Raw genomic sequence first — 21947 nt, 5'->3', positions numbered from 1 at the left:
ATCAGCACCTCACTGAGGAGCCCGCTGATGTTCGCGCTTATGCAAAGCACCCGCACGCAATCGCTGCACCTGTGCGTCGACCCGGCAACCGGCCTGAAGGCCGTGGTCGCCATTCACAGCGAACACCTGGGCCCGGCCATGGGCGGATGTCGTTACCTGGCCTACCCGGACGACGACAGCGCCATGATTGACGCCATACGCCTGGCCCAGGGCATGAGTTACAAGGCTGCACTGGCGGGCTTGCCGCTGGGTGGCGGCAAGGCCGTGATCATTCGCAATCCCCACGTCGAAAACCGTGCGGCGTTGTTCGAAGCCTTTGGCCGTTTTGTCGATACCCTGCAAGGCCGCTTCATCACCGCGGTAGACAGCGGCACCTCGACGCTCGACATGGACTGCATTGCCCAGACCACCCAGCATGTCACCAGTACCACCGCAGCCGGTGATCCCTCGCCGCATGCCGCCATGGGCGTATTTGCCGGAATTCGCGCCACGTCCATGGCGCGTCTTGGCAGCGACAACCTGGAGGGCTTGCGCGTGGCGGTGCAGGGCTTGGGTAATGTCGGCTATGCGCTGGCCGAGCAACTGCATGCTGCTGGCGCTGAACTGCTGGTCAGCGATCATGACCCGGGGAGGGTGCAACTGGCCATCGAGCAGTTCAATGCGCGTCCGGTGGCCAACGAGATGCTGATCAGCACCCCCTGCGACATCTTCGCGCCGTGCGGCGTCGGGCCGGTGCTCAATGGCCAGAGTGTGATGCAACTGCGCTGCGCCGCAGTGGCGGGAGCGGCGAACAATCAGCTGACCACCTTGCAGGTGGCCGATCAACTGGAGAACCGCGGGATACTCTACGCGCCTGACTACGTCATCAATGCCGGCGGCTTGATCTACGTGGCGCTCAAGCACAGTGGCGAGGACCTGCATACCATCACCGCGCACCTGGCGCGCATTCCCTCGCGGCTGACCGAAGTGTTTGCCCACGCCCAGGCAGAAAAGCGCTCACCTGCGCGGGTAGCGCAGATGCTTGCCGAAAAGTTGATCTACAGCTGACGGGGGTTACTCGGCGGCCGTGTCGGCGAGCAACTCGGACAGCGCGTCTGGCTGGCTCTTGAACGCTTTGGCGAACACGTCGCGGTTCTTGGCCATATAGATGCCAGCATCCTCGACTTGTTGTTCGCTGAGCGACGGTACGGCTTTTTTCAGGACCTCGGCGAGTAGCTCGGCCAGTTCGAGCATTTTGCTTTTTGCGTGATTTCCGACAATTGGTTGTCAATACCTGCCGCCTATAAATTGAGCAGTACAGCTATCTAGCTGATGACGGGATACGGTGGCCTTGTTGCGACGCAAGCCACGGTAGCAAACGATGATTCACCCAGACCAAGGTCGTCGATTCGGTAGCTCTTATAGGCAAAAGCTTCAAGGCTAGCGATGTCATCAGTGGCTTGAGCTGGTGGGGATATGCCTTGTGATCGAGACTGACGTTTTGACTCGCTATTGGCTTAACCCAGGGCACCACTGTCTTAGGCTGCTATCTGTTGACGTATCGACTGCCTGCTCACTGGTTTGGTGCTCAAATTGGTTCATAATCCGGGAGCGTAATCGTCAGCTTCATTTGAACTATGAGTACATTTGTACTCTTGGCAGAATCTTATGATGCAAATGGACCTTTCGCCGGCAAACAGGCGGGGATCCAATTGCTGAGCGGTGCGGGGAGAGCCGCTCGTGGCGTTTGATAAGGGATGGCCACAGGAACCATATCCTGGTGATTTCTGAGCAAGACTGCAAATTTTACCGCACAGATTTCTAGCCACGCTACTTAAACATCTGCGGGCCTTTCATCGCTTTTCCAAAGGTAAAGCGCAACTGTTTTCTACACATTTTTTGCAGATGTTCTTGGATATATGTACGGGCATTCTCCCGACAGCCGAATCCCGGCCAGAGGACCTGCTGGCCCGTAACTGTTGCGAGCCATGCGCCCGGTTCCTCCCCGCACGTCACCGGCCGGGGCACACCTGGCGTTGGCAGGTAGGCCAGGTAACGAGTTGGATCTCCTCAAGCTGTGGATTACCGTCTGGTGGACAACTTCACCGAGTCCGGGATGCCACAGTGCTAAACGGCTTTTGCTCCAGCCAGGATTGTTTTTTAACTTTCACGAACGCCGAACACAACGGATTTAGTTGCTCAACCGCATGTATCGTGAGTGCGACACCTGCTCAATAGCCTCATAGGAATTTAGAGATTCCGTCCGGTAATCAGCGGCCACTTACCACCCAAGTTCACGATTTGATCAGCAAACCCACAATTTCGCCCGTGAGCGCAGGACCAAGAGGCGAGAGCAGAGTCCAAGCATAGGCCGGGGATGTCTACCTTTCCGGGGGCAGTCTAGACGTTCGGCAGCTTGCGCATTGATCACTGAGCGCCATTGGGGTGTGCACTTTCAAGAGGCGCTGAAACAAGCGATCCGACCGGGCGTGAGTCGTACAAAGCTCGAAAATGAAGGGAATGCCTACAGGGAGAGCAGGCATCGCCTGTGTGCACTCAATCAGCTTTAGGCGAACCTTAACCAAGCTCATCAAATTGCTCGCATTGCAACAAGTGGAGTTTGCTGGCTGCTAGTTATAGGTAACTCGCAGCGTGAGGGCCCTTCTCTAATGTCAGAGTTGCCTGAGGTGGATGAACTATGAAATTTCCGCGTGTAACTCTTGTTGGTTGTCTGGTTCTTGGTGCTGCCGCGGCCCAGGCTGCTGACAGTGTTGAACTGACCATTACTGGTGAAATTGTACCGGCTGCCTGCGTTCCTACGCTCAGTACAGCTAACCTCGACTTTGGTAAAATTCCTGTCGAGAGCCTGAAAAAGACCACCACCACCAACTTGTCCGGCAAACTAGTGACGCTCATCCTGAGCTGCGATGGGCCCGCCAAAGTTGCCTTTCAAACCATCGACAACCGTTCGGGTACGGCTATCACTGGCGGAACTGGGGTCTATGGCTTGGACGAAGCATCAGGCAAGATTAAAATCGGTGAATACGCCATTCTGTGGACGTCGGTCACCGGCGATGGTGCTGACAGGTATCTACACGGCAGCGTCGATAAAGGCTCCAATTGGACAAGTCTATCCGGCGGTGCAGAAATTACCACCAGCAGCATCTATGGCATTGCCGACACCGAGAGCGCCACGGAGCCGGGCGCCTACTCCGCCCAAACATTCGAGTTCCAGGTGGTCGTCACCATTGCACCGGCCGACTCACTACCCATCACTTCCGATATTACTCTGGATGGCAGTGTGACATTCGAGGTTGTCTACCTCTAAGGGGGCTTGGTTTTTCCTCTCGCACGAAGCAGAGCCTCGTTCTGTTGAGGTGATTAATGAACATGTATACTTTATTGCTCGCAGCCTTAGGGGTAGCGAGTGCGAATGCCCTGGCAGCGGATAGCGCAGTTTTGTCTATTTCCGGTACGATCATGCCGGCTGCCTGTGTGCCTTCGCTCAGCAGTCCAACTGTTGACTTCGGTACCCTTCGCGCCTCAGACGTGCTGGCCGCCGCCGCAGGGGGAAACTATTCCCTTCCGGATAAGTCGCTGACGTTGACGCTGACCTGCGGCGCGCCGACCAGCGTAGCTTTGTTCCCCATCGACAACCGCACCCCCTCGAAGCTACCTAACACTTCGTACACCAATGGTCTCGGCGAAGCGCCAGACGGTAAGGCGATTGGTTATTATAAGCTCAAGTTCACGCAAGTATGGGGGGATGGTGAGGTCCAACAATTGACCGTGCGTGGTCCAAGCGGTAGTTGGGGAGCAAGCCAAGATAATCTTCTCCGGACCCTTACCGATACCCTCTATGGTATAAGCAGTAAGGCTGGAGAATCCCCTGGTTCTTACCGCGTCCAGTCATATCATTTCGATTTGACCACTGTAATCGTTAGTCCCAGTAAACTACCACTAGATGCCGCCGTCAACCTAGACGGTAACATGACGTTTGAGCTCCGCTACCTCTGAACTTGTCGGCGTGCAACGGCCATCTCGAACACGGCGTGTACCAGGGCCTGCGACATCCGGCGGTGCACCGCACATTTGGTGGCGCTGGTACCAACAATTTTTAGGTCGTTGAAAACAACGACACGAGTCAAACTTGAATAGTTGCTAATACGGAGACTCAGCCGGTTACCGCGAGATCTCTATATGTATCGGGCGATGCCTGTGCGATAGCGGCTGTTCAATACATTTCATTCGGTGACACGCAGACGTTAACGTTATATTGATTCGACTGGTCCTCTCCACGGAACGCCAACGGAGATTGATGGCGCTGAGCCGTTTGGGTTGCTTGTATAGCATGTTGCGTGCGCCCCATGGAGTCATGCAACTAATCCATCAGTATCTATTTTCGATTATTCCGCAAACTTGATTTTAAGGGGTGAAAATGCAGGTAAAACATTCGACCCATTACTCCCTGGGCGTATTTATCGCCCTGTCGGTTGCGTGGTTGCCTCACGCTGCCAGTGCTACTGGAATGGTTCCGGAAACTTCAGTGGTTATTATTGAAGAAGGGAAGGGTGAGGGCAGCATCAACATAAAGAACACTGACAATCAGCCGGCACTGCTCTACACCAGCCTAGAGAATGTTCCCGAGGACAAAGAGGCGCTCCTGGTCGTGACCCCTCCAGTCGCACGTGTCGATTCGGGCGGTAGCCAATTGGTGCGCTTTGTATTGCAAAGTCCGCAGCCATTGAAAACAGAGCGTTTGAAACGTGTGATTTTCGAGGGGATTGGCAGGCGGGAAAAGACTGGAGGGGCGCGAGTTGCTATTAGCCTTCGCCAAAACTTACCCGTTATTATTCGTCCTACTGACCTTCCTCTTGAGCGTGCTCCGTGGACACGTCTAAAGTGGTCGCTTAAGAATGGGGCCCTGCAGGTAGTCAATGACTCACCGTATGTGGTTCGCTTGGCCGCTGAGGTTAAAGTTCAGCCCGCCGACCTGCTTGTAGATCTGGGGAAGACGTATGTTCTACCTGGTGAAAGACTTTCCCGCCCGCTAGGTAAGACGCCAGGTGCTCCGCAAGACACTGTTCGTATTTCCCCGGCAACCACGTATGGATTCAGCGTTGAGAGCTACGACGCACAGCTCTATCCGAATGAGGTTGAACAATGAACTTCAGGGTGCTTGCGCGGATAATACGAATATGGGGATAAAATTTCCGAGGGTATATCCTAAGTTTAACTGCCTTAGCGAATGGGGGTTTTTTTTCTTGGCGATGCCGAGCATTTTTTGTAGTCCATTGGTTGTTGCGGACAGTCTCGACAGGCAAGCTGAATTTGATATTGAAACACTAAGGCATCGTAATATTGATCCCAAAGTCGCTGAGTACTTTCGCGATGCTCCTCGATTTGCCGAGGGGGGGCATATTGTTGAATTGCTGATCAACGGTAGGTCTAAGGGACAAATTAAGGCAAAATTCGATGCTAAGGGACAGCTATGCGTAACTTCCGATTTACTAAGGCACGGTGGACTAATCACTGAGCAGTCTACGCAAAATACAGATGAAGTGTGCCCGCCGTTTGGTCAATTGTTCCCCCGGGGCGAGGTGCAGTTGCGTCCAGACAAAGCTCAGGCCAGTCTAATTGTTCCGCTTGAGTCAGTTAAGCCGGATGAGTCGGAAACGCGACACGCTGTGGGTGGGGGAGCGGCTGGCTTATTCAATTATGACGTGCTGGTCAATAAGCAAGAATTTAACGAGACTTCTTCGGACTATCGCAGCCTCGGCACTGAGCTGGGGTTAAATGTCGAAGGATGGGCGTTGCGCAGTCGTCAAGTCTATACCGATATTGACGGTCAAACTAACCAGGAGCACCTCTATGCCTATGCCGCTACGACGCTAGAGCGGTATAACGCCGAGCTTCAGATGGGCGAGCTGAATATGGGCTCCCCGCTTTTCGCCGGTACGGCCTTTACTGGTGTTCAAATGCAGCCGGAACGGTCTTTGGGCATTCAAAATGGAAGCGGAGCCAGAGTTGAAGGAATTGCTCACTCATCGGCCCGCGTAGAGGTTCGGCAGAATGGCGCGCTGATCTACTCAACGCTAGTGCCTCCCGGTCCGTTTACCCTGACTGACTTGCCGCTGTTAAGCAGCAACCTCGATTTGGATGTGCAGGTTCATGAGGACACCGGCGATGAGCGTCGCTTCACCGTGCCAGCTGCGACGCTGAAAGGCGCAAGCCTTGATGCATCTGCCGGTTATTCTGTCTCCGTGGGGAAGGTGCGCGAGCTTGGCGACAGCGAGAGCAAAACGCCGTCCTTCGCAGCAGTTACCTTTGACCCATGGGCAAATCCTGTTAGCCGCTTGACGGTGGGTGGCATTGCTGGAGAAGAGTACTTCTCCGCCGGGTGGGCGTTTGACCACGTCCTCACCCAAGACACAACTGTCGCGCTCCAGCAAATCGTCAGTGATGCTCAAGATGAAGGCGTAAGTGGTATGCAAATGGAAGTGCGGCTGAATAGCAGGCTTTCAGAAATGCTGTCGGTGAACCTGACCGCGACGGAGCGGACAGAGAATTTCCGCACACTGTCTGATACCACGTTCATCAACGAAGACTCGGATGAGGATGCTTTTCGCGATAAAGGTAGTTACACCGCGTCGTTAAATTATGCCCACGGAAACTTGGGAGTATTTAGTGCTTTCTACACGCGTTCAACTTCTTATGGCGGTGATCCGAATTCTCGGGCTGGTGTGGCGTGGTCGCGCATGTTCGAGCGCACCAGCGTTTCTTTGTCGATGGAACACGAAACCGAGAGCACCGGTGATGACGCCATTGGCAACGCAATATATCTATCTGTAAGTATTCCGATAGGGCAGAGTGCACGCTTGCGCACTTACGCGCGTAACGACGACCGAAGCGGGACGCGTGCTGGTGGGCAATACAGCGATACGCTGAGTGATACCGCATATTACAGTGTTACTGCAGAGCGCGATGAGGAGCAGAAGTATGATGTCGGTGGACGATTGAATCTTCTACCCAGGTATACCCAAGTAGGTTTTGGCTATTCGCAGCGGGACTCTGGAGATGGCTCAAGCTACGACGCAACACTTAGTGGTGGGGTGGCCGTGCATTCGAGCGGCATCACTTTCTCGCCATACCCCATCGAGGATACGTTCGGCATCGTGACTGTTGGTGATGTGGCGGGAGTCAAATTGGATACGCCGCAAGGCCCCGTATGGACTGATGCGCTAGGTCAAGCGGTAGTTCCTGATCTACCGGCTTATCGCGTTAGTCGCCTGGAGGTCGATACCTCAACACTGCCACGTAATGTTGATATTGCTAACGGCTTTCAGCAGGTTGAGGCGGCGCGAGCATCCGTTCAACATATAGGCTTCGAAGTAGTGACCGTTCGCCGAGTCTTACTCATCGCGAGGGCGCTAGACGGCTCACCGCTAAGTAAAGGGCTGACGGTGCTCGATCAAAATGGGCAATATGCCACGTCGGTCCTTGCTGACGGAGCAATCTTCCTTAGTCAGAATGGCGTCTCGCTCGGGCGCTACACCGTAGTATTGTCTGATGAGCAGCAATGCGCGCTCGACTTCACACTACCTGAAGCCGCAGATGTTGAAGCCTTCTACGAACAAGCGACTGCAACTTGTGCAATACCAGAAAAACGCAGTGAGCCTCGCACTGGAGTACCGTCACCATGAGTGTACATAATCGCCTAGTTTTTATGGCAGGTATTGCCGTTGCGTTGATGGCCTCAACGTTGCGCGCAGAGATTGCGTGTGAGTCGCGCATGCTACCAGGCGAAATTAATTTTGGATCGCAGAATCGCGGCCAAATGCTAGATCAGCCAGTTGGCAGTGAGCTTACTTTGGGAAGTCGACGCACACGTTTGGTAATCCAGTGCGCGGCGCCGACTCATTTGTCGCTCGCATATATCGCCCCAGCAGCGGGCGCAGACAGCTATCGGTTCGGGGACGGAAGGGTCTTGTTGACCTTGCACAACGCTCAGGCCGACGGGCAGGAGGTGCTGTTGGCACAAAAAGGAGCGCAGACTCAGGCTAGTCAAGAGCTGTTGCTTAAGCCCGAGCAGCAGCTGCTATTTCTGCAGGACGGACAGCCGGTCGTCGCAACATCCTTCTCACTGAATGTGTCGATCGAAACTCGAATCTCTCCCAACGCGACTCGCGTACGTGCTCCAACTGTCCTTGAAACCAGGGGCTACTTTCAGCCCTTTGCATGGTGACCTGCTGGCCACGACCACTCTCCGAGGATGGTCGTAAGTCAACTCGCATATTCAACGCCCAGGCGTACCATCTAGACCGATCCGGGCGCCCACCTGGATAGCGCGGTTGGACTCCCCCCTTTGGCGCAAGGTGCTCTACGCCAATGAGCCCTACCGCGTGTTTGGAGATGCCTTTGCCTGCGGTGACGGCTTTGCCGAGAGCGGCATGCTCTACGCACGCCTGGCTTGCACGCTTTACCTCAACGGCTAATCCCGTTTGGCTGGCGTCTGCAACAGCGCCCGCCTGGACGTGATCATCGGTCTGCGCCGATCCTCGATCGGAACATGGGTCGAACGCACAACTTGATTCAGAAACGCTCGTCCATTTGTTCGCGATAACGCGGAAGTACCTGGGCTCACTTCTCGGACGAACAACGGCCTGGCACTCGCTGGTTACAAGCTGTCACTTTGGCCAATGCATTGAACAGGACAGTGACTGGCCTCCCAATCGAATTGTGGCGATCTTCAGCTTGGGGTCGTGGCAAGGAAATTCTCAATGGCCGCGCGGCACGAACGAGACTACGAACGGTCTTTTGCAGCTGTACTTTCCGAAAGGTACTGACCTGTCTTGTTGGCGTGATCACGAGATCCAAGTCGTAGCCCATGCGCTGAAAACAAGACCGCCAAAAATTCTCCACTGTAAAACCCTTGCCGAAGCGTTGAAGTATCTACAATCGACTCAGTAATTCAGTGTTACGACAGCCGATTGTAAATGAACCGCATACTTACAGGTACGGGCGCGCGTGTGCGGTATGGGGGACTGAAACACGAGGCGGTAAACCTGTTACTTATTGATACGCCGCGCCGTTATATAGCCGAGACGCTGGGCATCGCTGAACACCTGCTGGACCAATGGAAGCGCCAGAATGATCAATAGGATGGCGCTGCCTTCGGGCAATGGCAGCAGCACGAGGAGAGCTCGAAGTTGCGTCGGTTACGCTAGCAACTTGCCCCGTGACCAAAGAGCGCGGTGGTTAAAAAATGACGCTCGTTATCTTCTTGCAGTCTACGAAATGAGATTTCGCGCCATTGAGGTGCAGGCAGGTAGTTACCCCGTAGCACCGTTACGCTGGGCGCTTATCGATTTCGATGCATGGTGGCGGCCCCTGCGGCGAGAGCGATGGCAAATCGGCGCTTGAGCAAGGTACTCCGCGCCTTCCCCCATGAGGTAAATGCATCTATGGCCATCGCGCCATCAAGGCCGAGTTGAATGCTGTGGGAGCTAGACTAATGCGAGAAGCCGACCGGCAAGTGGTAACCAATCTTCGATCCGTCTGTCGCAGAGCCGAGACAGATTAGTGTTCGATCCGGTGAATGGGCTCGTATTGTTTTGGTTTTCGATGGGTTTAAACACCACGCGAGTCGCTGCCTCGCAGGCCAGCGTTAGCGTCAGCGCCCTACTAGGAAGAATAGTTTCGCGCCCCGGCCACCAGCACGCCTGCGGCGCGAAGAGTGCCGAAGTCAATAATTGGGCTGCTGAGTGAAGGGCGGAGGCAGCCGGCCCGACCGTCCCGGTCATTATCCCCGGCTAGGACCTTCGCAATGGTAACCCAACACAACACTGCTCAGCAGCAGCCCAATTAGCCTAAACGTAACATCCATTCTGGATCGGACCTTTCGTTCGAAAGGGTAAAGCTCAGTCCCGCCTTAGAGGTAGACAACCTCGAATGTCACACTGCCATCCAGTTTAATTGAGGAAGTGAGAGGCAGTGTGCTGGCCTGCTCGATGGTGGGGGTCACATTGAAGTTGAATGTCTGGGTGGTGTAGGAACCCGGCGCATCGAGACCGGTTGCCGGGGCAAGGGCATAGAATTTGCTAGTGTCAAGGGAATCATTACCAGCGGTTACGCTTACCCATGGGCCTGTCGTAGCGGAGCTGACGATTACATCCCTATCCGTGCCATCGCCATTGCCCGATACCGCTTTAATGCTGTATTCACCGATTTTTTTGTTGCCTGTTGCAAGCTCGAAGCCGTAGACCGCAGTTGTACCGGTGACAGTATTACCCGCACGATTGTCGGCGGTTTTAATCGCCACTGAGGCAGACGCATCGCAGGTCAGGGTGAGCGTCACCGGCTTGGGGTCCAGGGGGTTTTTGGAAAGCGTCAGGTCGGAGGCGGGAATGGTGCCAAAGTCGAGGCTAGCTTTACTGAGCGTTGGATTGCAGGCAGCCGGTACAATTACACCAGTAATGGTCAGTTCAATACTCTCAGCGGCCTGGGCAGCAGCACTAAAAGCCAGACAACCAACAAGAGTTACGCGCGAGAATTTCATAGTGTATCCACCTCAGACAGTTCTAATATTAGAGAAGAGCCCGCACGCAGCGAGTTGCCAAGTGACTAGCAACCAGCAAACTCCAATTGTTGCAATGCAAGCAATTTGGCGAGCTTGTTTAAGGTTGGCCTAAAGCAGATTGAGTGCACACCGGTGATGCCTGCTCTCCGCGTAGGCATTCCCTTCATTTCCGAACGTTCCTCCCAATACAAAAATCGCTTTTTCACCTTCACCGAATCATTGCCTGTAAGGACGCGGTTGACGCCAGGCCTTTCTAGTCCGGGCCCAAGCCATACACAACAGGGGATGCTGCACACGTTCGCCGCCGTGCCAGGCTCGCCGGTTCCAGAGGCTGCGCCGGGTTTCGGCTCCAGCCCCACACTGGCGGTAGCTGGCGCGCCACGCCAGCTACCAGGTGGAGCGACCTGTTCGACTGCAACCGCTTTTACATTCAAATATTTTCCCCGCCGCGAGTAGCTCGGCCCGAGCTACTGCCTGCAGCAGGGCTTAATAGACCGAGGAGCAGTACTGCTCAAATTGGGCCGATTGTCGCAACACTGAATTGTTGAATCGATTAGATTAATCTGCAAGACCCTCCATCCCTTCCACGATGCACGCCGCAATCACATTGAGGGACACCTTCGGTGTTCTCTTGCGGCGGGACCGGATTTGCCGCCATTCGTTGGTGCGTCGCGTATTGATATTGATTTCGAAATCTATCAAGAGCATCTACTCAGCCGGTGAGCGATATGCAGGGAGTTGATGGGCGTTGTTCTATGCAACGGGCAATCTCACGAATGCCATACGTAGAGCCCGCAGCAGCCCAATCTGCTGAAACTGCAAACAATAAGTAGCTACCAGATATATGGTAATGAAGGGAATTCCTACACCTAAAGCAGGCATCACCGGTGTGCATTCAGCCTGCTTTAGGCGAGCCTTAACTAATCTCGCCGCACCGTTTGCATTGCAGCGAGTGGAATTTACTGGTTGGTCCCGCACATTTGCGTTTTTCAAAGGTAACAAATGCGAACTCACCTTATGCTCAATCCGCTGCGTATTTTGGTGGTGGAACGCCATCCCTTCCAATTGCTTGCGATACAAATGCTACTGAATCGGCTGGGTTACTACCTTCTAGCCGAGGCAATGGACGCCGAGGATGCCAAGCGAGTAATGACGAGCTCGTCCGCTACGTTCGATTTGCTTCTGTGTGATCACCACCTTGCAGACATGTCCGGAGCGCGTCTGATCGAATGGGCCTGCAACCACGATAAGATAAGATCTGCGATACTAGTCAGTCGCGTTAGTGAAGTTGAACGCACCAACCTCACGCGCGAGACCCGTATCAAGGCGCCCAGATTACTGGCATGCCTGGAGAAACCTGTTGACCGGGAAAAACTACAACAACTGATAGCTCTACACCTTCTTCCTCAAGAGCAAAACTTGACCAGACTTCGGCAAGAAGACTCCATCGGACACCAATACAATCCCCAGACGTTTACCCCACTTGTGCCTCTGCACGCAAAAAATCTCCTTCTTACACATCGCGCACGTCCCATGTGTCTCAACTGGAGAACGCCATGTACTCTCTTAGCGCTTTGATACTCGAGGATCATCCCGTTCAGCGACTGATAGCGGTACAGCTTTTAGAAACCTTGACAGTAGGTCCAATATTACAGGCCCCCGAAGGCACACAGGCCCTAAAGCAACTTAATGAGCATGGCGCAGTAGACGTTCTGCTGTGCGATATCCAGATGCCAGGGATGGACGGGTTGGGCTTTCTACAGGCAGCCAGTAAGCGCGGTCTGGTCAGATCAGTAATCATTTGCAGCAACATTACCCCGGACCTACGCCGCGCGGCGGCAAAGATGGTTGATTTAATTGGTTTGCAACTGCTCGGCGATTCGGATAAGCCATTGAGGCCCTCCAAGCTGGAGACCATGCTAGCTAGGTTCGACAGCAACCGTTACCCTTCAGACAAAATGTTGACGCAGCAGCATCCACAACCCACACCTATGGAAATACAACAAGCCTTGGCGCAAGGACAATTCGAGGCGCACTACCAACCCAAGCTAGATCTGAACAGCGGACGTCCAATAGGCGCTGAGGTATTGGCGCGTTGGCGCCATCCCGAGCGTGGTTTGCTCGGGCCGCAAAACTTCCTGCCCGCAATGGAAAAGTACGGAGAACTTGACCGTTTATTTGAGAGCCTATTGGAACAAGGACTGCCTTTGGCCGCGTACTTGCGAGCCAATGGAACCCCTTTACCTCTTGCCTTTAACTTGGATGCCGCGCAACTAAGTAATCCTGAATTTTGTTTAACTGTGGCTAAGAAGCTTAAATTCCACCATCTGCCAGGTTCGGACGTGACTATTGAGGTTACCGAGAGCAGCATTCTGCACTCTCCGGCCACTAGCCTTGAAAATATGATACGGCTGCGTCTGATGGGCTGCGGAGTGTCGGTAGATGATTTCGGTACCGGCTACTCTTCCCTGAAGCGTCTTTGTGAAATGCCCTGTAACGAACTTAAGATCGATGCCAGCTTTGTTCAGGCAATGACCAAGAGCCCGCAATGCCGCGCAGCAATTACTAGCACCCTGTCTTTCGCTTCTACCCTAAACTTAAATGTAGTGGCTGAAGGTATTGAAACGGTTGAACAACTGGAATTACTAAAAAGTTTTGGCTGCACTCGTGGGCAAGGCTTCCTGCTGGCCAGGCCGCTAGAAAGAAAACAACTGCTCAGTTGGTTAAATTAGGAAGCGCTATGGCTATTGGTTGTCGCATCGCGATGCTCTCCATCAAAATCACATCGGTATCACGACCACTGGGCTGGTTCATTGCCTTTCCCAAAGAGCAGAGCATGTCAAAAATGCTCACCATCCTGAGTCTTGTGCTGAGCGCTATTTTCCCGCTGGTGGCGGATGCCCGAACGCCATGGATCATCGCGCATCGTGCCGGCACCGCCGATTATCCGGAAAACACGTTGCTGGCCATCAGGCAGGCATTAATAAATCGAGCAGATGGGATCTGGCTGACTGTCCAACTCAGTTCAGACCAAGTGCCGGTGCTGTATCGTCCGCAAGATCTGTCGACTCTCACGCAGGGTCGTGGTCCCGTGTCCTCCCTCACTGTCGAGCAACTCTCGCAGCTCAATGCTGCTTGGTCATTCACGTCTAACAGTGACCAGGGGAGGGAGCATCCGTACCGTCAATATAGCCGTGATGTTGCTGTCCCGACTTTGGAGCAGGCATTGAATGCAATTCCACCCAACATACCAATCATTCTTGACCTAAAGGCACTGCCTGCGGAGTCGTTGGTGCACGCTGTGGCAAGCGTTATAGAGCGAAAAAAGGAGTGGGGCCGTGTTCTGTTTTACTCGACAGAGGCGTCTTTTCAATCGGCTTGGGAGTCTTACCCAAATGCCAGGCTATTTGAGGTGCGGGATGTGACGCGTACACGGCTGTTGACGGTCGCCTTGGAGCAGCGTTGTGAAAGCCCTCCACAGGATCGAGTGTGGACTGCATTTGAGTTGCGGCGAAAATTGGATGTGGTCGAAGCTTTCACGCTGGGTGAGGGGCGCTCTCAGGTTGTGAGTGCTTCACTTTGGACGCCGCAAGCCATCAGTTGCTTCAGGTCATCCAATCAAAAGGTGCCGATACTGTGGATCGGTGTCAATTCTGAAGCCGATTACCGTAGAGCTATCAACGCTGGCGTCAATGCCGTTTTGGTGGATTCCCCGGCACTGGCACGGCTGTGGAGCAATTATTCTGCTTGCGCCGGATTATGTCAGTAATTAGGGGGGGCAAAGGGGTAAGCCACAAACCTCTGAAGTCTGAAGTATGCTCTATGGTAATCTGAGCCCTTCTACTTGAACGAACTTACATTGAACACAGATCAAGCTTCTAAAAGAAAAGATATCGCCTGGAAAGCCGTTCAGCCTTAACCTTCAGGTCGACGATCTCGTGCATGCGATGAATAACAAGCTGACCAGCAGTCATGCATGAGCAACCGATAGATTAGCGTCGAATCCGATGCAATTGATGGTCAGGTCGAATTCAAACGGTTAGTCAAGTGAAGTGCAATTTCGCACCTCTCGACGTTACTGGAGTGCTTGTTTGATGGCACCCCAGCCATACACTTAGCGATCGAGTAGGCAAAGTGCAACACATGTTCAGCAGAGATACGATCGAAACGTTAATCGGACTAGACGTGGTAAGGGCGCGGCGCGAGGCAATCCATCCATCCATCGGACTAACCTGACCAAGAGCTCCCGCTGATCACGCTTCGGCGTCACCTTGAAGCCTGGGTGGGGAACCAGGACGAGCTGTTGCATTGGTGAGTGACTCACAATAAGCGGTACGAGCTGTGCCCCATAACGACTGCCCGGCTCTGTGGCGTCGCACGCTCCACAGCTCGTTCCTAAACCGGACTACTACTAATTCACTGGCGTGATCTGGATTCCCACATCGCCAGCAAAAACATAGCAATTGAAGCGGCCAGATGTGTAACCAGCTCGGCGTGCCGAGGCGCAGCTCTGGCACCGCGTTTGCCCTTCCCATGAACATTGCTAGCCGGTGTCTCAAAGCACCCAATCCCTCTACGGCCGCAGCGCAGTGGTGCGCTTGGAGGAGTAAGGCGAACCAAAGGTAATGAACCACTCAAATCAAGGCTGCCCAATTCAGTATGTCCGACTGGTACAGTTTTGAAGGCGAGCAACTTGATTGTCAGTAAGAGCAGCTGAGAAAACTGCCATGACCACGCGGTGACATAGGGCTTTCCAAACTACTAAGGCGGGAACGAATTTGGCAGACAATCTACGCCACGCTGCTGGATGCTTGCAGCAATGTGTTCGAATACATCGAAATGACCTATAACCCAAAGCTTCGTTACGGAACAGCCAGCTGTCACCGGTAGTGTTTGAAAGGCGTTGTGCAATGAGCTTGGGGGGGGGGCAAAGTAAGGGAACCCCTACAGAGAGAAAAGGGTTTGCCGGTATCTTGGGGGCTTCAAAACAAGTAAAGTTGAAATAGTAGCGTTTTTTTTGAGTGGAATGAATTCTATAGACCTCATCAGACATAGTAACCAGTTAAAGCTCTAGCAGGATAGTCGACATCGAAGTAAGGAAAGCTTTCAGGGGGGGGCTCGCCCGCAAGGGGATGGCGAGCACAATTCTGTATGGCTTTGCTGAGGTCGTTGAGAACTGTTGGAGAATCAGCATTGAGGTCGCGGAGTTAGTCGCTGTGCCGACCGTCGATGACACTGACATCACCAGCAATTTGGAAGTGGGTCAGCCCCTAGTCGGCGTCCACAGCTTTGAGGTGAGATCGCTGACATTTGTACCACGGCAAACGGTAACGGGGCGAGGTCATGAGCTACCCGGCGCGCGTAGAACGGTGGCAACACACCGATCAGGTGTTCGCCGCGGATGGCGCACCGGAGAGGTGACCGATCCGAGAAACCCACTTCCGATTTCGATCTGCGATGAAGTCAATGAATACGAACTAATTGGGTTAAGTGGATTTCGCCTCATCATTAATGCTTGCCGTAAAGGCTGCGACTGCAGTTGCCAAGTAAAAGCTGCATCTTATCTATCATGCTGCGCTAACAAGTGGATAGAGCATCTGCAATAGCTGCAAGCGAGGGGGGGTTTTAGGCCGTTATGCCGTGGCCAAATGTAAAAATGCCGCTTGACGGTTACTGCAGAATTTGAAGTGTAGTGCCGTCGAAGATAGTGCGCATTTCATTCAAGAGTACGGAGTCAATACAGTAGTGTACTGCAGTTGGCTAGAACCAAAATCCGGAATCGGTTGGCAACCTATTGTTTTACTAAGGCCTGACTGGACGTTGTGTCAAACCTATGTTAAATGTCCTGCTATGGATTTCTTTGCAAAGGAGCATGAGTTGTGAATGCGGTGCGTAAAAAGTACGTTTTGCTGGTTGACGACGATCCCGTCCATAGATCTCTTTTGGAACAGTACTTTGTGTCTGCAAGCTGTGAGGTGAGTTGTGCTGGAAGTGGAGTGCAAGCACTTCAACTTATTAACACGGCCCCTGTTGACTTGGTGATCACCGATCTAAATATGCCAGGTATGAGTGGGAACGAATTGGCACGATTTATCAGGAAGCTTGAGGCCAACGTGAAGGGTAAGAAGTGTACGATAATTGGCATAACTGCCAATGAGGAAAAGGATTTGAAAGATAGATGCATCGCGGATGGGATGGATAGTTTACTTATTAAGCCAATAGATTTTACCCAGATCAATGGACTTGAAATTCATTCCCTCCCGGCTAGTGACCCCATGGTCGATTTTGGTGCGATCAGTGTTTATACTAAGGACGCTGAACAAGTACGAATCATCCTTAATACGCTAAAAGCCAGTCTTGAAGAGGATATTGAGACACTTAAAGAGATTGACCCGGGTCTACTGCTTAGGCTGGCCCATCGAGTTCAGGGCGCTGCTCGGGTAGTGGGCGCGAAGACGTTGGAGACATCGGCAAAAGAATATGAAGAAGCGGCATTGCGAAATTTTGGAATGCAGAATGACTCGTATCGTCGAGAGGAACTGGTAAGGCAGATATCCAAAACTATTCTACGTATAGACCATTATCTTTACGAAGAACAGATAGAACTATTTCAGTGATCCATTAGAGGCTAGCATGGCAAAAGTTATTGTTGTCGATGATCATGCCGTGGTACGTATGGCAGTGAAAATGTTATTGGAAAAGAACGGGCATGAGGTCGTTGGTGAGTATTCGGGAGGGATTGAGGCGCTTGATACATTAAAGGCCGGTATGGCAGAGCTCCTTGTATTGGATATAGATATGCCACAGATAGACGGATTTGGGGTGTTACAACGGCTGAAAGCAAGTAAGTCAAGATGCAAGGTGATTGTGTTCACAAGCTTACATCCCAATCAATATGCCAATAGATGCGCGCGCGCCGGTGCGTCTGCGTTTGTGAGTAAGCAGGACGACCTCTCTGAGCTTACGATTGTCGCGAAGATGGTTTTATCTGGCTATAAGGTCTTTCCAACCACAATGTCCTCCTCGGTAGCGAAAACCTCTCAAGAGCATGATGAGGCCAGCATGCTAGCACGCCTGTCCGCCAGGGAAGTTGGAATACTCAGGCTGCTGATACGTGGGGAACGTTTGGTGGATATTGCAAGGCAAGTCAACTTAAGCGACAAAACAGTTAGTGCTTATAAGTCCAGGGTAATGAACAAGCTAGAGGTAAATAATATCTTTGAACTGATAGACCTTGCAACCAGGAACAACATTAAGTAGATTTATTAATAATCGTATTCAACATTTTCATCGCAAACAAAGTTGCTCGGTTTTTAGGGCTTGCCAATGCGACTCATTAGCGACTTGATGGTTTGCCCACCCCGTCCTGATTAATGCTTTCGCGGCGGAGAGACTGATTTTAATACTTTCTTGACGCACTCACTGCGATTCGGACTTCGCGGGGCACGTTTTAACTCACAGAATGTGCAAATTCATAGGGTAGCACTGAAAGATAGCTTTACAGGTTGTGAATCAGTCCGCATTTTTAGTCGCTCTTCAGGCCTTGGAAATAGTACTATGCTGAAGTCATAGCTACTGCATGTCACTGTGGTATCGACATTTGGAGCTATAAAGTATCACGATGTAATCGAACATTTAGCAAATGGAGCCATTCGCTGCCATTTTCATTAATCTATCTGCATTGGTTTACAGAGATTTAAACTATATTCCAATAGATTTGCCTACTGTTATCGGTGATAGCTGCTTGGGGTATAGCGATTTTCATGGCTTCTGCTTATCGCACTCCAGCAATGTATGTAAAAGTTGGCATCTTCGAAAGCTACATCAAATGGAGTTGGCCCGATGAGTCTGAAAAGGCTTAGTTCAATGGTTGCTGTTTGTATGTTGATGGTGGGCGCGCTGTGTATTAGTAGCATCTGGTGGGCTGACCAACTATATCGAACCAGCTTGGTTGTATCTCGTCAACTCAACAACTCATGTCAGGCTGCGGAACGCTTGCGTACTGCGATCCGAGAGCGTGCGTATTTTGCTCGCATGTATGCAAGCAGTGGTAGCTCTCAGGCGCGTGAAAAATATTTTGAATTGCAGCGTAGCAGTGAAGTAGAAAAGCAAGCTTTGCGCATCCAAGAAAGCGACCTCCAGGGCGAGGAGGCAAAACTCTTGATTGCGCTAGAAAAATTGCAATTGCAACAATCAGCTGAAGAGCTTCTTGCAATTCGCGAAACTGATGAGCGGGGTAGAAGCGAACGACTCAATGGCGCCACATATACTAAGGGTGAATTCGATTATTTGAATACGCTAGGTGCATTTAGATACTTAAAATATCTCAAAAAAAATCAAAAACTCACAAAGATGGAATCAAAAGCAAAAACAATGCAGTTTGTAGCAGCATTTATGCTCGGTATATCCATTCTGTATGCGGTGAGTGTCGCTATATTTTATTTCGGACGCTATCTGCTTTCTCCTATACAGCAGCTAATAAACCAAACTAAACGTCTTCAGGCTGGTGGCAATGGAGGTGAGCCTATAACTTGCCTAGGAGGGGGGGAGGTTAGAGATCTAGCGATCGCCCTAGAGGGGTTTCGTCAAACAAATTCAGAACTTAATAGTGCTCACAGTATTAAAAATAAAGAATCGGAAATAACTATTGCCTTACAGGGTTGTGCGACCGAGCGTCAGTTCATAAAAAGACTGCGAGAGTTACTTGATAAGTGGCTTGATGTTGTAGTTGTTGAGTTGAGGGATGAGGGCTCTATCAAGCATCAAGGGCTGTTGAATTATCACTATCCCCTTGAGCATGGGCGGTGGATTAATAAGTTTCTATCCATATCAATTGATCATCCTCTCAGTCTTTCGCAGTTGCAGCTTCTCGATGCTCTTCCCGGCGCGATAGAGCCCCTCTGGCAACTCGTGGCTCAACGCTCCAGTACATCGAATCTTCTTCGTCATAGCCAGGCACAGGCGGAAAAACTGACCAGGCAATCAATTGAGTTGAAGGCCCGTCATCAAGCTCTTAAGGAAAGAGAGAGCTGGTTCCGCAGCATCGTTGAGCTGGCACCGGATGGAATTATTGTTTTCGGACAGCACGGGCAGGTCATTCTTGCTAACTCGGGATGCGAACAGATGTTTGGCTATCAACACGGAGGGTTAATAGGTTGCGAGTTCAAAGATTTAATACCGAAACACTTAAATACTAAAGTATTCGCCCTTGATACGGAATACTTTTACGGCACTACGGCAAAGCATATGGAGGGCATGGCGCGAAAGTCTAATGGCAGCGAGTTTCCCGTGGAAATAAGCTTTACATTGCTACCATCTCGCTTGGAGGAGGCGCATTTTCTGTGCGTCTCGATTCGCGACATGACCCAGCGCAAGCTTTATGAGCAGAACCTAGCTTTTACCCATGACCAACAAAAGGCCATATTTGACGCCTCACCCTATGGCTTGGCCTTCATTCGAGAAGACTGTGTTATCCAGGCTAATCAGTTCTTGGAGCGACTCCTCGGCTGCAACGAGCAGGATTTGCTAAATCAATCCCCTATCGATTGGTTAGGGCAAGACGTCTGGAACCAGCATGAAAAGACTATCCGAGCACTATTGTCGCAAGGAGAGGTGTTTTGCAAAGATATTCAACTCTTCCGAAAGGATGGCAGTCAGTTCTGGGCCTCTCTCTCGATTTGCTCGGTTCAACCCGACAGTTTTAACTACGGAACAATTTGGGTAATTCAGGATATTACATTGCAACGCACTGCGGCTATGGAAATAAAGGCTACCCGTGAGCTGACTGAGGAAGATATGCGAGTGAAGGCCACGTTCGTTGCCAATACATGCCACGAAATTCGAACTCCCATGAACGCAATTATTGGCTATACGCATCTATTACTGGACACACAGGCCAGTGATCAACAAAAGGATTACCTGCGTAAAATTAAAAAATGCAGTCATCACTTGTTGGACATACTCAATGATATTCTGGACTTTTCAAAAATCGAATCCGGAAAGCTGATTCTCGATTGTCATAGCTTCAATCTGAGGCAGCTTGTAGAAGAGGTTGCCGATTTGCAGAGGCTTGCCATTCAACAGAAAGGTATCTCTTTGGCGATCACTATCTCCGAAAGCATACCTGATTTTCTTTATGGAGACTCACTCCGTATAAAACAGGTACTGCTCAACTATTTAAGCAATGCCCAGAAGTTTACTGATAGCGGATGTATTAGCGTTAAGGTGGATCTTGTTGAGCAGCCGGTAGACGGCTTCCTCATTCGTTTTGAGGTGACCGACACAGGAATAGGATTAAGTGAGAGTCAAGCGCTTCGAGTGTTTGAAGGCTTTGAGCAGGCGGACGCTTCAACCACGAGGAACTATGGCGGAACAGGGCTCGGATTGGCTATTGCAAAACAATTGACTATATTAATGGGCGGAGAGGTTGGGGTAATCTGCGCGGCAGGTAAAGGGAGTACCTTCTGGTTTACGATCCGGTTACCCATAGCACAAACACACCCTTTGGACCATCCGCGCCCGGTTCTGAATAGAATTCCCAATTTCGACCAAGACAGAGTTCTTCTCGTTGAGGACAATGAGATGAATCAAGAAGTCGCGGTGGCCATTCTACGCTCCGTAGGTTGCCATGTAGATGTTGCGAATAATGGGCAAGACGCGTTAGACACGCTCAAAGCAGGTAGCTTTGATTTGGTTCTTATGGATATGCATATGCCTGTGATGGACGGATTGACGGCAACTAGAAAGATTCGTAACGACTCAGGAATCAGAAATATTCCAATCATTGCGATGACTGCCAATGCTAGGCAAGATGATAGGGAGGCGTGCCTGTCGTCTGGCATGAATGATTTCATCAGTAAACCGTTCACACCTGATAAGCTCTACGCATATTTGGAAAAATGGTTAAAAAAGTCCAAGTACGAATTGTCGGAAATTAATATTTCGAGCCTGGAATCACTTGACGGTCTTAATGTAGATGTTGGGGTGCGGCGAGCGATGGGGCAACGTGCACTATACATTACATTGCTAAAACTTTTTTCGGAAAGTCAGTCTAAAATAGCAGAGCAACTCAGTCAGGCGTTGGAGGATCGTAATCTTACCGGCGTTTTTGAGTTGGCACATAACTGTAAAGGAAGTGCCGCAACAATCGGGGCGGGTGGGATTGAGGAGGCGGCAGCTCTGGTTGAAAAATCACTCCAGCAAGGAGTGAAAGAAAGTGAGGCTTTGGCGAACGCCCACACACTGCTTCAGCGCATCAATAGTTTGATCTGTCAGTTAAAGTTTATTTTGGACTAATAAGTAGACTTGGTGAGGTGTGAGGATGTTGAGCAAGACAACCGGCGCAAACATAGATATTCTCTGCCAAGCAATGGGGGTTAAGTAGTCGCCA

General features: G+C 51.6%; 16 protein-coding genes and 1 pseudogene. 14 read left to right on the top strand and 3 right to left on the bottom strand.

What is annotated here, in order from left to right:
• Positions 1 to 27: 27 nt before the first annotated feature.
• Positions 28 to 1047, top strand: a complete 1020-nt coding sequence (locus ACO6VD_RS22865; RefSeq protein ID WP_400170952.1) for a Leu/Phe/Val dehydrogenase — start codon at positions 28 to 30, stop codon at positions 1045 to 1047.
• A gap of 6 nt (positions 1048 to 1053) precedes the next feature.
• Here ACO6VD_RS22865 and ACO6VD_RS22860 read toward each other — a convergent pair whose 3' ends face one another.
• A complete protein-coding gene (locus tag ACO6VD_RS22860; RefSeq protein ID WP_038614623.1) occupies positions 1054 to 1233 on the bottom strand; it encodes a YebG family protein in 180 nt (59 codons plus the stop codon).
• Positions 1234 to 2677: 1444 nt separating this feature from the next.
• Between ACO6VD_RS22860 and ACO6VD_RS22855 the strand changes: the two genes are divergently transcribed.
• The 7 genes and pseudogenes from ACO6VD_RS22855 to ACO6VD_RS22825 form a co-directional block, all read left to right on the top strand.
• The gene (locus ACO6VD_RS22855; protein WP_422422273.1) at positions 2678 to 3307 is read left to right on the top strand and encodes a DUF1120 domain-containing protein; all 630 of its coding nucleotides are present in this window, start codon (positions 2678 to 2680) and stop codon (positions 3305 to 3307) included.
• Positions 3308 to 3363: 56 nt separating this feature from the next.
• Positions 3364 to 3996, top strand: a complete 633-nt coding sequence (locus ACO6VD_RS22850) for a DUF1120 domain-containing protein (RefSeq protein WP_422422272.1) — start codon at positions 3364 to 3366, stop codon at positions 3994 to 3996.
• A 421-nt stretch (positions 3997 to 4417) separates the two neighbouring features.
• Positions 4418 to 5146: a fimbria/pilus chaperone family protein gene (locus ACO6VD_RS22845; RefSeq protein ID WP_422422271.1), complete on the top strand. Its 729-nt coding sequence runs from the start codon at positions 4418 to 4420 to the stop codon at positions 5144 to 5146.
• Positions 5147 to 5249: 103 nt separating this feature from the next.
• Positions 5250 to 7682 (top strand): fimbria/pilus outer membrane usher protein, encoded by a 2433-nt coding sequence (locus ACO6VD_RS22840; protein WP_422422303.1) that lies wholly within the window; start codon positions 5250 to 5252, stop codon positions 7680 to 7682.
• On the top strand, positions 7679 to 8224 hold the full coding sequence (locus tag ACO6VD_RS22835; RefSeq protein WP_422422270.1) for a hypothetical protein: 546 nt from the start codon (positions 7679 to 7681) through the stop codon (positions 8222 to 8224). Before ACO6VD_RS22840 ends, ACO6VD_RS22835 begins: the two co-directional genes overlap by 4 nt.
• Before the next feature lie 106 nt (positions 8225 to 8330).
• Entirely contained in the window at positions 8331 to 8474 is a 144-nt protein-coding gene (locus ACO6VD_RS22830; protein WP_422422269.1) for a hypothetical protein, read from the top strand.
• Positions 8475 to 8510: 36 nt separating this feature from the next.
• Positions 8511 to 8949: pseudogene (locus ACO6VD_RS22825) on the top strand (IS30 family transposase); the annotation flags it as partial.
• A 98-nt stretch (positions 8950 to 9047) separates the two neighbouring features.
• On the opposite strand, the gene ACO6VD_RS22820 reads toward ACO6VD_RS22825, so the two are convergent.
• Both ACO6VD_RS22820 and ACO6VD_RS22815 read right to left on the bottom strand, forming a co-directional pair.
• Positions 9048 to 9173 carry a hypothetical protein gene (locus ACO6VD_RS22820; protein ID WP_422422268.1) on the bottom strand — a complete coding sequence of 42 codons (126 nt, stop codon included), beginning with the start codon at positions 9171 to 9173 and terminating at the stop codon, positions 9048 to 9050.
• 737 nt (positions 9174 to 9910) lie between these two features.
• Positions 9911 to 10537: a DUF1120 domain-containing protein gene (locus ACO6VD_RS22815; RefSeq protein ID WP_422422267.1), complete on the bottom strand. Its 627-nt coding sequence runs from the start codon at positions 10535 to 10537 to the stop codon at positions 9911 to 9913.
• Between the two features lie 1023 nt (positions 10538 to 11560).
• On the opposite strand from ACO6VD_RS22815, the gene ACO6VD_RS22810 reads away from it, so the two are divergent.
• From ACO6VD_RS22810 to ACO6VD_RS22785, 6 genes are all read left to right on the top strand, one after another.
• The gene (locus ACO6VD_RS22810) at positions 11561 to 12136 is read left to right on the top strand and encodes a response regulator (RefSeq protein WP_422422266.1); all 576 of its coding nucleotides are present in this window, start codon (positions 11561 to 11563) and stop codon (positions 12134 to 12136) included.
• Entirely contained in the window at positions 12115 to 13290 is a 1176-nt protein-coding gene (locus ACO6VD_RS22805) for an EAL domain-containing response regulator (RefSeq protein WP_422422265.1), read from the top strand. Before ACO6VD_RS22810 ends, ACO6VD_RS22805 begins: the two co-directional genes overlap by 22 nt.
• Positions 13291 to 13298: 8 nt before the next feature.
• A complete protein-coding gene (locus ACO6VD_RS22800; RefSeq protein ID WP_422422264.1) occupies positions 13299 to 14327 on the top strand; it encodes a glycerophosphodiester phosphodiesterase family protein in 1029 nt (342 codons plus the stop codon).
• A gap of 2110 nt (positions 14328 to 16437) precedes the next feature.
• Positions 16438 to 17175: an Hpt domain-containing response regulator gene (locus ACO6VD_RS22795; RefSeq protein ID WP_422422263.1), complete on the top strand. Its 738-nt coding sequence runs from the start codon at positions 16438 to 16440 to the stop codon at positions 17173 to 17175.
• A gap of 16 nt (positions 17176 to 17191) precedes the next feature.
• Positions 17192 to 17818 (top strand): response regulator, encoded by a 627-nt coding sequence (locus ACO6VD_RS22790; protein ID WP_422422262.1) that lies wholly within the window; start codon positions 17192 to 17194, stop codon positions 17816 to 17818.
• Positions 17819 to 18400: 582 nt separating this feature from the next.
• Positions 18401 to 21853, top strand: a complete 3453-nt coding sequence (locus ACO6VD_RS22785; protein ID WP_422422261.1) for a PAS domain S-box protein — start codon at positions 18401 to 18403, stop codon at positions 21851 to 21853.
• Positions 21854 to 21947: the final 94 nt, after the last annotated feature.

Origin of the sequence: Pseudomonas sp. GZD-222, assembly GCF_049310525.1 — a bacterium.
In the GTDB taxonomy this organism is placed as follows: Bacteria; Pseudomonadota; Gammaproteobacteria; order Pseudomonadales; family Pseudomonadaceae; genus Aquipseudomonas.
Note: the sequence above shows the minus strand (reverse complement) of the source record. Positions and strands in the feature narration are given on the sequence as shown.

Coding starts and splice junctions, on each gene's coding strand:
- ACO6VD_RS22865 (WP_400170952.1), top strand. CDS start 28: ATGTTCGCGCTTATGCAAAGCACCCGCACGCAATCGCTGCACCTGTGC.
- ACO6VD_RS22860 (WP_038614623.1), bottom strand. CDS start 1,233: ATGCTCGAACTGGCCGAGCTACTCGCCGAGGTCCTGAAAAAAGCCGTA.
- ACO6VD_RS22855 (WP_422422273.1), top strand. CDS start 2,678: ATGAAATTTCCGCGTGTAACTCTTGTTGGTTGTCTGGTTCTTGGTGCT.
- ACO6VD_RS22850 (WP_422422272.1), top strand. CDS start 3,364: ATGAACATGTATACTTTATTGCTCGCAGCCTTAGGGGTAGCGAGTGCG.
- ACO6VD_RS22845 (WP_422422271.1), top strand. CDS start 4,418: ATGCAGGTAAAACATTCGACCCATTACTCCCTGGGCGTATTTATCGCC.
- ACO6VD_RS22840 (WP_422422303.1), top strand. CDS start 5,250: ATGCCGAGCATTTTTTGTAGTCCATTGGTTGTTGCGGACAGTCTCGAC.
- ACO6VD_RS22835 (WP_422422270.1), top strand. CDS start 7,679: ATGAGTGTACATAATCGCCTAGTTTTTATGGCAGGTATTGCCGTTGCG.
- ACO6VD_RS22815 (WP_422422267.1), bottom strand. CDS start 10,537: ATGAAATTCTCGCGCGTAACTCTTGTTGGTTGTCTGGCTTTTAGTGCT.
- ACO6VD_RS22810 (WP_422422266.1), top strand. CDS start 11,561: ATGCGAACTCACCTTATGCTCAATCCGCTGCGTATTTTGGTGGTGGAA.
- ACO6VD_RS22805 (WP_422422265.1), top strand. CDS start 12,115: ATGTACTCTCTTAGCGCTTTGATACTCGAGGATCATCCCGTTCAGCGA.
- ACO6VD_RS22800 (WP_422422264.1), top strand. CDS start 13,299: ATGGCTATTGGTTGTCGCATCGCGATGCTCTCCATCAAAATCACATCG.
- ACO6VD_RS22790 (WP_422422262.1), top strand. CDS start 17,192: ATGGCAAAAGTTATTGTTGTCGATGATCATGCCGTGGTACGTATGGCA.
- ACO6VD_RS22785 (WP_422422261.1), top strand. CDS start 18,401: ATGAGTCTGAAAAGGCTTAGTTCAATGGTTGCTGTTTGTATGTTGATG.